This is a genomic window from Streptomyces sp. NPDC002446 (genome assembly GCF_053595675.1).
Map to the genome: position 1 here is coordinate 20,122 of NZ_JBSFYC010000011.1, position 13,214 is coordinate 33,335.

Consider the following 13,214-nt stretch of genomic DNA (forward strand, 5'->3'; position numbering starts at 1 on the left):
AACGGGCGTAAAGATCATTCCGGAGAACGGTGACAGGCACCTCCGCGGACCGCGATAATGGATCTATCCCCGAAGCCAGAGCTTCGTTGCGGCGCTTGTAGATCTCCTTGTTGAAGCTGGTAGGGCGACCACCCTTACTGCCCCGGCTGCGTCGGTTGGTCCGCTGCTTCCTCGGTTCGGGGATGGTGTGCTTGATCTGGTGTCGGCGCAGGTAACGCCGGTTACGGCGCGAGGAGTACGCCTTGTCGCCGCCCAGATGATCTGGACGAGTGCGCGGATGCCCACCGCCCGGACGGGCCACACAGACACGCTTCATTACCGGGATGAACTGTGGGGCGTCACCCCGGTGCCCCGAAATGAGCAACAAGGCCAGGGGACGGCGTCCGCCCTCCCCGGCGAGGTGGATCTTGCTGGTCAGGCCGCTCCGGCGTGGGAGGTCCGCTAGGGCGTGTCCGCAAAGTGGTTGGTTCGTTGGTCTGTTCGTGGTGCGTCGACATGAGCTGACTGATGAGTCGTGGTCGGTGATCGAGCCGTTGCTGGCTCCGTCGCGGATGGGCAGGCCGGTCCGCGACCGGCGTCAGGTCCTCAACGGGATTCTGTGGAAGCTGTCCACCGGGGCGGCCTGGCGGGACCTGCCCGAGCGGTACGGGCCGTGGAAGACGGTCTACGAACGCTTCCGCCGCTGGTCCGCCGACGGCACCTGGGACCGCCTGCTGGCCCACCTCCAACAGCACTCCGATGCCGTCGGCGCCGTCGACTGGACCATCGTGTGTATCGACTCGACCACCGTGCGGGCCCACCAGCATGCGGCCGGGGCCCGAAAAGGGGGCAGTCCTGGCCGGGCGAGGCGATCGGCCGGTCCCGCGGCGGACTGACCACGAAGATCCACCTCGCCTGCGACGGACAGGGCAGGCCGCTGGCCTTCACCCTCACCGCCGGGAACGTCAACGACTGCACCCAGTTCGAAGCGGTCATGGCCCGCATCCGCATCGAACGCTGCGGGCCCGGCCGCCCCAGGACACGACCCGACCGGGTCGTCGCAGACAAGGGCTACTCGTCCACGAAGATCCGCAACTACCTGAGGCAGCGAGGTGTCAAAGCAGCGATCCCGGAGCGGATCGACCAGATCAACGGCCGCATCCGGCGGGGCGAGAGCCGGTGCCGGCTCGACCGGGCGGCCTACCGGCGCCGCAACGTCGTCGAACGCTGCTTCAACCGGCTCAAACACAACAAAGCCCTCGCCACCCGCTACGACAAACACGCCCGCCACTACCAAGCCATGGTCACCATCGCCTGCCTACGGCTATGGCTGCCCTGACATTGCGGACACAACCTAGGGCCTGTCCGACGGATCTTGTGACCGTCGTGGTCTCGGGTCGTTGGCATGGTCATGGGGCGGGGAGATCTGTCGAACTCAGAGTGGTTCCGGCTGAAGCCGCACCTGCCGAAGTCCGGGAGGCACGGGGGCCGTTGGGTCAGCCACCGCAGGATCATCAATGGGGTCTTATACCGGCAGCGCACCGGGGCGCCCTGGCGGGATCTGCCCGCGCGTTTCGGCCCCTGGAAGACCGTGTACGAGCGGCACAGGCGCTGGTCGGCGGACGGTACGTGGGACAGGGTCTTCGCGTCCGTCCTGGCCGACGCCGACGCGGAAGGCCGGATCGACTGGTCGATGGTGAGTGTGGACTCCACCTCCTGCCGGGCCCACCAGCATGTCTCCGGGGCCCGCAGAACAGCGCCGCGAGTGAGGGGAAAGACGCACGCGCACGCCCCCGGCAGCACCGCCCTGACGAGGGACTCGGACGTTCCGGGGCGGCCTGACCTGCAAGATTCATCTCGCCGGTGAGGGCGGGCGCCGCCCGCTGGTGCTGCTGATCACGCCGGGCCAGTGGGGCGACGCCCCGCAGCTCATCCCGGTCATGGAACGCATACGTGTCCACCGCCCGGGTGGCGGGCGTCCGCGCACCCGGCCCGACCACCTGGGCGGCGATAAGGCGTATTCCTCCCGGCGCAACCGCCGCTACCTGCGACGTCGCCAGATCAAGCACACCATCCCCGAACCGAAGAACCAGCGGGCCAACCGCCAACGCCGGGGCAGCAGGGGCGGCCGGCCCGCCGCCTTCGACAAGACGATCTACAAGCGCAGGAACGAAGTTGAGCGGACGATCAATGCGTTGAAGAACTTCCGGGCGGTGGCTACGAGGTTCGACAAGAGGGCCTACATCTTTCATGGCACCGTGACCGTCGCAGCAATTCGCCTGTGGCTTGGCTCTTAAAGCCGCCGAAGAGCCTGTGAGTACCCGGCATCACCGGACGAGTCCGATGGCCTCAATCTCGATCATCCACTCAGGGTTGGCGAGTGAGGAGACCTCTACGAACGACTCCGCGAGGTGAGGCTTGTCCGGGAAGTGTTCCGCGCGCAACTTGGCAAAGATGTCCTGCTGCGCTATGTCCGTGACGAACACGGTCGCCTTGACTACGTCGGCGAGGCTGGAGCCCGCGTTTGTGAGGACCGTCGACAGATTCGCGAGCGCCTGACGGGCTTGCGTCTCGAAGTCCCCGTCGCCGACCGTGGCTCCCTGGGCATCGATCGGCGCCTGCCCTGATGTGAAGACCAAGTTCCCGACCCGGACGCCGAGCGAGATACCGGCCGAGTCGTACCAGTCGGGTTCCGCGGAGACGCGCACGCGCTCGGCGGCAGGCTGTGTGACGGACATATTGCTGACACTCCCTCAAAACTGCACAAGCGGAGCCGGGCAGCTGTGATCACCCCGGCTTGATCGACAGCCACGAGATCCTGAGATTCATTCCCGAGGGCTTGCAAGTCCGCCTCGGCACAGCTCGGGTGATGGTCGCCCACCTACGCGAGCGTGCCGCATCCCAGGCATGATCCGCAGGACAGGCCCTAACCCAACGACGTGATCCACTTCCGGCAACGGCCAACAGGGGGCCCGCCCTGGGCCGGGCATCCCTGGACGGGCCGCGAGGACATGAGGGGCGGGGATCAGCACGGCGCCCCCAATACGGTCGGCTGACCGGTCAGCCACCAGCACGTCACGAGCAGCTGGTGCAGGTCAGCGATGGCCGTGGCGCTCTGACCCCGGGCCGCCTGCGCGAGCACCGTGCCGACGGCCGTAGGGTTGATGAGCCCAGACGCCACCAAGGGGCTTGTGTGGACCAGCTCGTCGAGCCGGGCGCGGTGGCGGGCGAGTCCGGCGATGCGCTGGGCTGAACGAGCCCTTCGAGCGGCGCGAAGTCAGCCAGTCGGGCAGTTGCGGCAGCGCGGCCCGCAGCAGCGGCTTGTAGGCCACCAGGCCCCGCCGGGCGAGGGCCGGCACGGCGAACGCGGCCCGTACAACCTGGTTGTCCAGGTACGGGTACACCGGCCGTACGCCGAGCGCGTGGCCGTAGGGGGCCCAGCCGCGAGCCGAGGCGCCCACCGACCGCAGGGCAGCCCATTGGTCGAACTCGTCCGCCTGCGCCGGCTGCTGTTCGTCGTGGGCGGCCTGCCGCAGCAGCACGGCGACCTCGTGACGGCCGTGGCCGGTCAGCCAGGACGCTCCGGCCCCCAGACGGCACCACGACCATCCGGCGGCCGCCTTCTGCGGCGTGACCGGGCCGCGCTCCAGGGCCTCGGCGGCACGCTCCAGGGCGCCGCTCCGCCCGAGGTCAGCGGCCTGTTTGAGGGCCTTCCAGTACGGCCCCGGCGCGGTGTTACGGAGCCGGGCGAATGCTGTCACCTGCCGGTGGGCGTCGCGGCGGTGGCCGTCCTGCAGAAGGCGGACCCAGCAGGAACTGGATGCATCGAGGACGATGTCCCCGCCGTGCCCGGTCAAGTGAAGCGGCAGCCCCTGCACGGGGTGCAGGTAGCAGGCGTCCATTGCGTACATGGCCGCCTCCAGCACCGGCTCCGCCTCGGGCGGCTGTCCGGCGGGGAAGCCGAACGGCAGTTGCTCGTCGCCTCCGGTGGCGACCGTGTGCCGGGCGCCGGTGTGCTCGGCGATGCGGGAGGCGAACGCCATGTCCTCCCCGCTGGTGTAGCCGTCGGTGTAGGTCACCGCGTGCACGGTCCCGGCCTCGGCGGCGAGCACGACGGCCGCCGAGGAGTCCAGCCCGCCCGAGAGGTCCGCGCCCACCACGCCGCCGGTGGCACGGACCCGGTGCTGGACGGCCTCGGTCAGCGCCTGTCCGAACCGGACAGCCCCGTCGCGGAGCTCGTCGACGGGATCGACGCCGGTGACGTCGACGAGTTGCGGCGGTGCCTCTGGCGCGAGCAGCAGCCCGAAGCCGCCGGGCACCACGCGGATCTGTTCGTGCGGGGTGCGGTGGGGCCAGTGGTGCTCGCTCACGGTGAGCCGGGCCGCCAGCAGCGGCAGGTCCGGCGTGAGTGGCTTGTCCTGCTCCAGGAGGCGGGCCTGGCTCGCCCACGCCGCCCCCTCGTCGCCACGCAGCGTGTAGTAAACGGCCCGGATGCCCGCCAGGTCGCCGCACACGAACCGCTGCCGCCCGTCGTCGGCGACCACCCAGTACGAGCCGGGCCACCAGGTGAGTTCAGCCCACCGGGCCCAACCGGACCGCCGGAAGGGCAGCCTTCAGCTCCTCCTGGGTGACGGGGCAGTCGCCCACGACCGCGAGGCCGACCGGCCCCTCGCAGGCCGCCCGCACCCGTGCGCCGGGAGTCCGGCGCAGGTCTCCGAGCCCTTCGATCACCGCTCCGTCCACGGCGGCCGTGCCGCCGGTCAGCCACTCCTGTTCCATCTGCTTGCCTCCCCTTCAATCAGCCCTGTGACGCGGCCGGGGGCCGACCGTCGTGCGGCCGGCCCCCGGGTTGGTCCGTGAGGTCCTGGGCTTGTCAGCCCTCGAAGTAGTTGGACTTGTCCGAGTCGTTGAACACCTGGCGGCCCAGGGTGAGGGTGGCCACCTGGTGGGTGCTGATCTGCGGCGCGAACTCGCCGGTGCTGGGCGCCGTCGTGGGCTTGTCCTGGGTGGGCTTGGTGGTGATGGTGGTCTGCTCGGCCATGGCCGGTCTCCCTTGTCATCGGTGATGTGGAGGTTGTGCTGCCTCTATGTCACCGCGATCGAAGATCCGTTCCCAGAGACGGAGTTGGGGACTTGCTGGGAGTGGATCTGGGAGAAATCTGGGACACGCCTGGGAAGTGTCAGCCCGCCCGGAGGAGGTCGAGGACGGCCCGCTGATAGACGGCGTAGACCTGGGGCAGCTCGGCAAGGTGGGCGCGTTCGTCGATGCCGTGCAGCCCCTCGTACGGCAGGCCGAAGCCAGCGGTGGCAGGGATACCCTCTCCGGCCAGCAGGTTGCCGATGTTGGAGGGGCCCGCGGTCTTCGCCCGCACCACAAGGCCGGCCTCGGCGGCGGTGGTGAGGAGTGCGGCAGCGGGCTGTTCGTCTTCTCGGAGGCGGAAGGGCGGCCAGCTGGCGACCGGGGTGATCTCAGTGGGCTTCGGTGCAGGCAGTTCCGCGTCGAGCTCGGCGACGGCCTTGCGGATCAGAGTCTCGGCATCGTGGGCGTCGAAGGTCGGGGTGGTACGGATGTCGACGTTGAGCTCGCACAGGTCAGGGGTGACCGAGAAGCCCTGACCACCGTGGAAGGAGGTGACCGACAGCTTCGGCGGCAACGGGAATCCCGACCCACCATCAACGCCGGGCAGATCGGCTGCGTCGAGGAGACGTACGAGATGTGCGGCGCGGGAGATGGCACCGACCACGGTGCGGCTGGACCCGGAGTGCCCGGAGGGGGCATGGACTGCGACGGCGGCTCGCCACAGGCCCCGGCCGCCGACCACGACCTCCTCCAGGCCCGGGTAGCCGATCATCACCCCGGCCGGGCGGGCCGCGGCTTTGTCGGCCAGGTAGGCGCGGGCTCCACCGAAGCCGCCGGTGTGCTCGTCTACGTCCAGCAGCACGGCGAGCCCACCGTGCAGGTCAGCGGCCCGGGGCAGCAGGTCGGCGGCGATATGGCAGAACATCGCGGCGGCCAGCTTGGAATCAGCCGACCCCCTACCAAGGAGCCATCCTTGTCGTACCTCCCCGGAGTCCGGGGGGAAGGACCAGGCGGTCTCGTCGCCGTACGGGGCGGTGTCTACGCAGGCATCCAGTGCCCACCACCGGCCCGGCCGGCCCCCGGGGATCTCCACGAGCAGCCCCACCAGCTCACCTGCGTCGTCGTTCAGACGGCGGTGCGGTACGGCGCGATCGGTGAGCCAGTCCTCCAGCACGCCGAGGACCGGTCCGTAGTCATCGATCCCACCTCGGCTCGGCCGCCGGATCAGTTCCTGGGCGAGCTCGGTCACGGACGCCATCCGAGTCTGCTGAAGGTTCTCGCTCACGCTTCTCCCCACCACATCAGTTGTGCCGGACCGGCAGCGCGCGGACGGCCTCGATCGTCTCCACCGGCTGCGCCGAAGCACACGCCTCCCGCCCATGGTGGACCAGACCCACCGCGGCCTCCCGGCTGAGTATGGCGCCGCAGTCGAACCCTTCCGCGCCGTGGAAGGACGGCAGCGGCACGACCGCTTGTGTCTCCGAGGCCACGAAGAAGCGTTCCAGCGCCGCCGCCGGTTCGACCATCCCGATGTGGAGCGTCTTGACGCCGTTGCGGCGGGCGGACGGGTCACGCAGCTCCAGCAGCCGCACCAGGTGGTCGGCGAGCGTGCGATGCCGGGGCGGGCCGTAAAGCACCCGATAGTGGACCAGGTCGGGGTGCTGGGCCACCACCGTCTCGATCGCCGCCAGATACGCCTTCTCCCGGCTCCGGCTGCCGGTGACGACCAGCTGTTCGCGGGCGCAGGAGGCAACGCTGACCATGGCTTCGATCAGGTCGGTCCAGCGGGTGAGGACCTTGACGACGACCGCCGTGCCGGAGGTCTCCAGCACGCTGGTGGCTTCCCCGTCCTGGTGGGCGAACAGCATTTCCGGGCGTTCCCGGTACAGCTGGCACAACCCGGCCCGGTTCTTCGCCCCGGTCCGGCGTCGCCCGGTCTCCCACGCGCTGAGCAGACTCGCGTCAGTCGCGCCCCCGGTGATCTCGTTCAGGGAATCGGCGGCCTCCTCCAGCGTCAGGTTCCGTGCCGTACGGGCATGTCTCAGTGCCGACTCTCCGCTTGTCAGCCCGGCCACGATCATCCTCCCGCCTGGTGATCCATGGTCGGTTCAGCGCATATGGATTCCACCGCACGTTCCCCCTTCATCGGCGTCCTTCGTACTCATCCCCGCATACGACTGGCCGCATCCCGCACCAGCGGACGAGGCTTGATTGTTCGTCAGTGACTGGCACTACGTGTTGCTGCGAACGTGACGGCACGTGGAGATGGCTGCGGCCGAGTGGGAAGGACACGAATGTTGGAGGGACGGTCCGCGGCTGCGGGATGGAAGTCTCCGAATGCCCCGGCCAAGGACGCTGCAGAAGCGGGGGTCACAGGTAGTCGAAGAACCGCATCCACCACGTCGGGGGATGCTCGGGTGGGTAGTAAGAGACGAGGTCGCTGGCGCCGTCGTACCTCGTCCGGAGCAGGTGCTCCGAGACGGGGATGTAGCCGAGTGCTCTGAGCTCGTCGTCGACGCGGTGGCGGTCTGTGTCCTCGAAGAGCTCCTGTTCCTCTTCCTCGTCGTAGCTCCCAGGATTGCCCAAGGTCACGGCAGCCAAGTTTCCGAAGTTGCTGATGGCCACAGTGATGTGCTCGGCGCTATCAGTGGCGGTTGCCGGGAGCACAATCGTCCCGTGATGGCTTGCGTCTTGGACCTGGCGGTCGACGGTGCAGGTGCACTGGAACCGCTGGTTCAGACGGGCTGCAAGCTGGTCGAACCGGGCCCGGGTGGCCGTGTGGTCATAACCGCGGGGGACTTCCATGTAGTCCGGATCATCGAGTTCCCGCAGCAAAGCCCACGCGGGCTGGTCATCGAGAGGCATGTACGTCTTCTCCTTGCTGATGAGCGCGGTTGCGCTGGCTGACGTCGGCGGCGTAGACGGCCCAGTCCCCACCTGATGCTTGCTGCCACTGGACGGCGACCCCACCGTCACAGCCGCCTGGCACGGCGTCGTCTACGGCACGACCGGCAACGGCCCCGTCGCCCTGGACGCCAAGACCGATGCCGACCGGCCGGTGCCGACCACAGCACATCCCCCGGCACCGCCCCGATCGCCGTCAACGAGTACACCGGCGTTGCCCTCGACGAGGCCGAGCACCGCACGCTGATCGCCTACCCGGCCACTGGCTGACCGTCCGACCAAGACCTGAGGGCCCGACAATCGCCGGGCCCTCAGCCGTGTCTGTCGCTCCGCATCGAATGTCAGCGGAAACACTGACTGTGACTGAGCGCCGCAGGTGTCGGCGCTCGCCAACTCGAATGCTCAAGCCTGTCTTGGCTTGGTGCAGAGGAAACATCCGTCCCAGTGCGGCAGCGCGCTAAGGATCCGGTGTTGCAGGCATGAGGCCATCGCACGTTCCTCGGGGCCGGGGAAGCCTCGGGCGAGGTGAGCGTCGTCGGCCGGTACGAAGGACTCGACCATCGCTTTGAACTGGGACAGGTAGTCCTGGGCGAAGGAAGGGACGTAACCCAGCTCGCTCCAGCGGTGGCGGCTCAACGCCAGTGCGGTGGCGCGCAGCACGAAGTCCTTCGAGCGGGCACGTGCGCACGCAGTGGGGCCCCACGCGATGTCTTGCAGGTTGAATCCGACGGCTCCTCGCCCCATCACGTTCTGGTCCTGCAGCGTCAGAAGTGTCGCGAAGCGGTAGTCCCACACGTCATCAGCAAGATCAGATACCGCCAGCATCAGCACGTCGATGAAGGCCTCCGTGCCGCCGTTGGACAGGTACAGGCTCTGTTCCCCACCACCAAATACGTTTCCCACCGAGCCACGGTACGTGTGACTGAGCGTCGTAGTTGACCAGTTGAGCGTGCGGGTGGGCAGGGTAGCGCGAACAGGGCCCAAGAGTCGGATTTCTGGTGGTCTGGCCGTCGGTACGGCGGGACTGCGGTGAGGTGGGCTCGTGGAGTCCTCGGATCGCGGTGCCGTACCCGAAGGCGGGCCGGTGTGGTCGCACGCCTTCGCCCTCGACGAGCTGTTCCTGCCGTTTGCCGGGACCGAGGAGGCCGTCGGCCGGCTCGACGATGCCCTGGACTGGCTGCGCACGTGGACGACGGTCCTCCGCCTACGCCCGTAACCTGCTGCCCGAACGGATCGCAGGCCAACTGCGGTTATCCCTGCGGCCCGTTCTATGGTCCCGGGGCAGCAAAGGCTTCATCGTCCTGCCCGCCGCTGGAGAGTCGACCAGTCCATCGGCTGGATCATGAACGCCCGACGCAACGTGCGCGACTATGAACGCCTTCCCCAGCACTGCGAAGCCCACCTGAACTGGACACTGATCACAATCATGCCCTGGCGCCTGTCCCAGGGAAGTCGGCCCCGCACCGACATCTGGGACAGGAAAGCACTCACGCCCATGGCGCACACGGTCAACGCCCTGCGGTGCCGCCGATTGCATCATCGCTGTCAGACGACAACGATGGTCGTGTCACCCCAGCCCCAAGTCCCAATGACCGTACCGCCCCAGGCGCCGGCCCTCAGGTGCACCTTCCCGTCACCCGACACGGACAAAATACCGCTCCCCCTGAAAGCGACGCTTCTTCCGGAGTGGTCGCAAGGTTCCTCGATCCTTTTCCAGGATTCACGGCTGCTGGCGTATTCCAGGCCCATGTACTGACTGACGCCAGCGGCGAGGTAGCAATCGCCCGTCAACTCCCCTTCGATCGTGTAGTGGTCACCGTCGTCGCTCTTGACGGTCACGTGAGCTGTGACGTGGTAGCTGTTTGAGGGCCAGCCGCCGACGTAGTCGTATTTCACGATGGCTGTGGCTGTGGCTGCGGAAGCAGGGGCCGACGCAAACCCCCCTGCCACGGCCAACGCCGTAACCGCGCAGGCCGCCACACGAGCCCACGCACGGCCGGTCCTGCCTCTGAGGGTGGTCCGAGTCGTCGTTGCCGCAGCGCATACCTTCCGTACCATCACTGCCTCCCCTTCATCCGTCCATGTGCTGAGGCCGGTACGAGGCTGTCCCGAAATGCCGCTTTTACGCTAAGCGCCAGAACGACTACACCAAGAGGTGAAGAGTGGAACTGGCGTCCGCGTCGTTTCGTGCTTCCGGACCCACCCTCCCGCGTCCGGACCAGCCCGAGGTGGTGGACACAGACTGAGAGGCCAGCGCCCCGCCAGGCGCGACTCGCTCGACGCGTCGACCCGCCCCGACGCCCACGATTCAGTACCGGCCACAACGCCCTCTTCGGCACACCCGCCGGGAGAGAAGTAGCCGCCAAACAGCACCTGGCAGCGCCACCCCGTTCTGACGCTCAAAACGCTCAGTCACGGTACGACGCCTCAGCGCTCTGGAGCTGCGGCTTTATCAGAATCAGAAGTCGAGTTCCACGTAGTCGATGTCGGTGAACTCCACCAGCAGACCGTCGGCGCGGCGACCGCGGTCCTTGAAGTAGATGTCCTGCAGGCCCTCGGCGGCGATGTTCTGCAGCTGCTGTTCCGAAGCGCCCGATGCCTGGGCGTCGAAGAGGCGGGCCGCGTAGGCGGGCGGCAGGTGCTGGGTGATCAGCCGGATCCGTCCGTCGTCCGTGGTGCCGGGAGCTGCGGTGAACCCGAAGCGGGCCCGGGTCTCGATGGTGATGCCGCCGGTGCGAGCCGCGTACTTCTTCGCCCTGTCGCGTACGCGTGGCTGCCACCGCTTGCGCACCTCGCGCTCTATGCGGGCGGCGAGGTCCTTGCGGGGCCGCTTGATCTGGGCTTTGAGGTAGCGCTCCACGGTGCGCTGCGAGATGCCCAGCAGCTCGGCCACGGCCTTGGTGGAGCCCTTGTGCTGCTTGACCAGGAACCGCATCTGTGCGGGCCCCGACTTGGGGATCGGGCGGGTGGAGGTACTCTCCGCGGCCTTCTCCAGGCTGTCGCCGAGGATGCCCATCGTGTGTCCCTACTCTCCGCTGTCGGGGGCGTCGTCGCCCTTGATGTGGCGGGCCGGGTTGGTCTGGTCGTCCTCGATGGTCTGGGCTACCCAGAGGAAGTCGCGGGTGCCTTCGTGCTTGACCATCCCGGGCGAGACGCCGAGGCGGAAGCCGCCGGGAAGTGGCTTGCCGTCGGGAGTGTGCGGCATGAAGTCCAGCGGGCTGGGACCGTGGGAGAGGTAGACGGCGCAGTCGGACAGGATCGCCACGGGGAACAGGCCGGCGCGGGCCCATGCCATGAGCTTGCGGTGCTGGTTGGTGCGCGCTTTGCCGATCAGCTCCGCCCTGGCGTGCGGGCTCCAGGTCGGGCGCTCCAGAGCCGGCCACCGTTCCCCGAACTTGTGCTTGATGCCCTGGGGGCGCTCGCGCAGCTTGCCGATGCCGCCCTTGACCGTCGACTTGATGGCGGACAGGACTGCGGCCTGGCCGGGGTCGACGTCCTTGTGGTGCGCCATCGCGGTGAGGAAGTCTTCCTCGCTCATGCCGGATTCGACGCCGAGGTCGGCCATGGTGGCCATGTAGGCGTCGCGCAGGTGGGTGTACCAGGCGTCGAAGTAGGCCGCGTGCTCGTAGCGGACGTACGCCTCGATCGGGGCGACTGCGTGGCCGAGCTCCATCGCGTAGGCGACGGTCGACGTCGAGTACCAGGCCGGCCCGGTCGGGCGGGTGCCCTTCGGCGTGAAGGGGCTGGGCAGACGGGGGTCGATCTCGATGCGGGAGAGGTCGACCAGCCAGGAGCCGGGCAGCTTCGGATCGAACACCGGTTTCTTCACGTGGGTGGCCGGGCCGGTGCCGATGACGAGGCGGTTGGCGGCGGCGGCGAAGGCCATGTTCACGTCGATGCCGACCGCGTGGGTGTAGCCCTGGGCGCACTCCTCGTCGGTCAGCGGCCTGAACCAGTCGTACGCCTCTTCATCGATGACCTGGTCCGGGGTGCGCACATGGTGGCGGGGGTAGAGGGCGGCGACCAGCGGGTGCTCCGCCGGCGCCTCCGGTGGCGCGGGGTCGACCGGCTCGGTCAGCGCGCCGGGGTTCGGCCCGGACACCCAGGAGCCGGTGGATTCGTCCTTGACCGCGCGGGTCGGCGGGCGCAGCGCGCTCATCAGCTCAAGGCCGCAGACGGCGGTCGAGCCGCGCGGGGTGATGACGCGGGTGGCGTAGGTGCCGAGCACGGCGGCTACGTCGGCCGGCGGCAGCTGACCCGTGTCGCCCCAGGAGCGGGTGTCGAGGGCGCCCCAGGGCAGGATCGCGAACTGCACGCACTGCCGCCTGCCGCCCTCGGCGGGGCGGTAGATCCGGGGCCATGGGCCGAACCCGCGCCGGGTCAGCTTCCACTTGGCCTTGGTGATCTGCTGGACGACCTTGTGGTCCTCCGGCAGGCGCAGGCCGCGACGGTCCTCCAGAACGGCCGGCAGCCCGAGGCGTTCGGCGGCAGCATCGGTGATGACGATCAGCGGGTCGGCGTCCTTGCCGTGGCGGTTGAGCCTCGGTGCGCCCAACTTCGCTTCGGTCAGGGCCCATTCGACCAGCGCGGGGAAGGTCGTGGCCGGGCAGTCCAGGACCAGGCCGCCGACGCAGAACAGCGACCCGTCGCCGTCCAGCACGCCCAGCGGCCCGTTCGCGAACCGCTCATCGACGGCGGTCGGTGCCGATGCGGGCTTGGGGATGGCGGACTTGGAGATGGCGGGCCTGGGGGTGGCCTTCTTCGCGGCCGGGCGGCGTGACGTCGACGGCCTGGTGCTGCTGGTCGACGGCCTGGCGCTGCTGGTCGCCGGGCGGGGCGGCGCCGCGGGAGCGGGTGGCTGTACCGGCTCCGGGGCCGGGTCCAGGTCCGGGCCGGTGAGGGCTTCCGGGACCGCTGACGCTGTGGCGGCGGGCGCTGTGGCGGTGGGCGCTGTGGCGGTGGGCGCCTCGGCGTCCGGGGCGGGAAAGCGAGCGGCGAGGCCCTCTAGGAGCCGGGCGTAGGCGGCGCGCTTCGGCGGCCGCGGCTCGGTCTTGCCGGACTCCCAGTTCCCTACCGCCTCACGCCGGGCTCCGAGTGCGCTCGCGATCTGGGCCTGGCTCAGCCCGGAGGCCTCGCGCAGCCTCTTGCGCTCCGAAGGGGGCGGCAGGTCGTCCTGCGCGACCTGTTCGAGCAGCGCGTCGACGTTCCTGAACAGCGCGTCTTCTTCTGTGGCCACGCGGCTCACCTCCGC

The 13,214-nt window shown here is 68.9% G+C and carries 13 protein-coding genes and 2 pseudogenes; 3 read left to right on the plus strand and 12 right to left on the minus strand.

All coding sequences use genetic code 11. The features are described from left to right. Nucleotides 1-82: 82 nt before the first annotated feature. Nucleotides 83-559 (minus strand): annotated as a pseudogene (locus tag ACWD6P_RS08995) (transposase); the annotation flags it as partial. Between ACWD6P_RS08995 and ACWD6P_RS09000 the strand changes: the two are divergent. Both ACWD6P_RS09000 and ACWD6P_RS09005 read left to right on the plus strand, forming a co-directional pair. Continuing rightward, nucleotides 486-1,318 (plus strand): IS5 family transposase gene (locus tag ACWD6P_RS09000; RefSeq protein WP_451443476.1). Its coding sequence is split into 2 segments (ribosomal slippage): nucleotides 486-825 and nucleotides 825-1,318, totalling 834 coding nucleotides; the frame shifts between segments, so codons are not numbered across the junction. The pseudogene ACWD6P_RS08995 and the gene ACWD6P_RS09000 overlap by 74 nt on opposite strands. 72 nt (nucleotides 1,319-1,390) lie before the next feature. Beyond that, a pseudogene (locus ACWD6P_RS09005) lies at nucleotides 1,391-2,276 on the plus strand (IS5 family transposase). 30 nt (nucleotides 2,277-2,306) lie between these two features. On the opposite strand, the gene ACWD6P_RS09010 reads toward ACWD6P_RS09005, so the two are convergent. The 8 genes from ACWD6P_RS09010 to ACWD6P_RS09045 all read right to left on the minus strand — a co-directional run bounded on the left by ACWD6P_RS09010 (nucleotide 2,307) and on the right by ACWD6P_RS09045 (nucleotide 8,866). Then, on the minus strand, nucleotides 2,307-2,717 hold the full coding sequence (locus tag ACWD6P_RS09010; protein WP_451443370.1) for a RidA family protein: 411 nt from the start codon (nucleotides 2,715-2,717) through the stop codon (nucleotides 2,307-2,309). Between the two features lie 357 nt (nucleotides 2,718-3,074). Beyond that, complete coding sequence (locus ACWD6P_RS09015) at nucleotides 3,075-4,523, minus strand: asparagine synthase-related protein (RefSeq protein WP_451443371.1); 1,449 nt, start codon at nucleotides 4,521-4,523, stop codon at nucleotides 3,075-3,077. Nucleotides 4,524-4,551: 28 nt separating this feature from the next. Beyond that, entirely contained in the window at nucleotides 4,552-4,758 is a 207-nt protein-coding gene (locus ACWD6P_RS09020) for a hypothetical protein (RefSeq protein WP_451443372.1), read from the minus strand. Between the two features lie 94 nt (nucleotides 4,759-4,852). Then, nucleotides 4,853-5,020: a hypothetical protein gene (locus ACWD6P_RS09025; protein ID WP_451443373.1), complete on the minus strand. Its 168-nt coding sequence runs from the start codon at nucleotides 5,018-5,020 to the stop codon at nucleotides 4,853-4,855. Between the two features lie 139 nt (nucleotides 5,021-5,159). Beyond that, entirely contained in the window at nucleotides 5,160-6,344 is a 1,185-nt protein-coding gene (locus ACWD6P_RS09030) for a M20 family metallopeptidase (protein ID WP_451443374.1), read from the minus strand. Between the two features lie 16 nt (nucleotides 6,345-6,360). After that, entirely contained in the window at nucleotides 6,361-7,140 is a 780-nt protein-coding gene (locus ACWD6P_RS09035; RefSeq protein WP_451443375.1) for a helix-turn-helix domain-containing protein, read from the minus strand. A 289-nt stretch (nucleotides 7,141-7,429) separates the two neighbouring features. After that, nucleotides 7,430-7,924 (minus strand): hypothetical protein, encoded by a 495-nt coding sequence (locus tag ACWD6P_RS09040; RefSeq protein WP_451443376.1) that lies wholly within the window; start codon nucleotides 7,922-7,924, stop codon nucleotides 7,430-7,432. 441 nt (nucleotides 7,925-8,365) lie between these two features. Further along, nucleotides 8,366-8,866, minus strand: coding sequence for a hypothetical protein (locus tag ACWD6P_RS09045; protein ID WP_451443377.1), 501 nt, complete (start codon nucleotides 8,864-8,866; stop codon nucleotides 8,366-8,368). 139 nt (nucleotides 8,867-9,005) lie between these two features. Between ACWD6P_RS09045 and ACWD6P_RS09050 the strand changes: the two genes are divergently transcribed. Then, nucleotides 9,006-9,179 (plus strand): hypothetical protein, encoded by a 174-nt coding sequence (locus ACWD6P_RS09050; protein ID WP_451443378.1) that lies wholly within the window; start codon nucleotides 9,006-9,008, stop codon nucleotides 9,177-9,179. 329 nt (nucleotides 9,180-9,508) lie between these two features. On the opposite strand, the gene ACWD6P_RS09055 is transcribed toward ACWD6P_RS09050, so the two are convergent. From ACWD6P_RS09055 to tap, 3 genes are all read right to left on the minus strand, one after another. Then, entirely contained in the window at nucleotides 9,509-9,859 is a 351-nt protein-coding gene (locus ACWD6P_RS09055) for a hypothetical protein (protein ID WP_451443379.1), read from the minus strand. Between the two features lie 562 nt (nucleotides 9,860-10,421). After that, the gene (gene tpg, locus ACWD6P_RS09060) at nucleotides 10,422-10,979 is read right to left on the minus strand and encodes a telomere-protecting terminal protein Tpg (RefSeq protein WP_451443380.1); all 558 of its coding nucleotides are present in this window, start codon (nucleotides 10,977-10,979) and stop codon (nucleotides 10,422-10,424) included. Nucleotides 10,980-10,988: 9 nt separating this feature from the next. Continuing rightward, the gene (gene tap, locus ACWD6P_RS09065) at nucleotides 10,989-13,199 is read right to left on the minus strand and encodes a telomere-associated protein Tap (protein ID WP_451443381.1); all 2,211 of its coding nucleotides are present in this window, start codon (nucleotides 13,197-13,199) and stop codon (nucleotides 10,989-10,991) included. Nucleotides 13,200-13,214 lie beyond the last annotated feature (15 nt).

What these genes read in the sequence shown, in the direction of transcription:
- ACWD6P_RS09035 (WP_451443375.1), bottom strand. Translation starts at nt 7,140, where the DNA reads ATGATCGTGGCCGGGCTGACAAGCGGAGAGTCGGCACTGAGACATGCC.
- ACWD6P_RS09025 (WP_451443373.1), bottom strand. Translation starts at nt 5,020, where the DNA reads ATGGCCGAGCAGACCACCATCACCACCAAGCCCACCCAGGACAAGCCC.
- tpg (WP_451443380.1), bottom strand. Translation starts at nt 10,979, where the DNA reads ATGGGCATCCTCGGCGACAGCCTGGAGAAGGCCGCGGAGAGTACCTCC.
- ACWD6P_RS09010 (WP_451443370.1), bottom strand. Translation starts at nt 2,717, where the DNA reads ATGTCCGTCACACAGCCTGCCGCCGAGCGCGTGCGCGTCTCCGCGGAA.
- ACWD6P_RS09020 (WP_451443372.1), bottom strand. Translation starts at nt 4,758, where the DNA reads ATGGAACAGGAGTGGCTGACCGGCGGCACGGCCGCCGTGGACGGAGCG.
- ACWD6P_RS09040 (WP_451443376.1), bottom strand. Translation starts at nt 7,924, where the DNA reads ATGCCTCTCGATGACCAGCCCGCGTGGGCTTTGCTGCGGGAACTCGAT.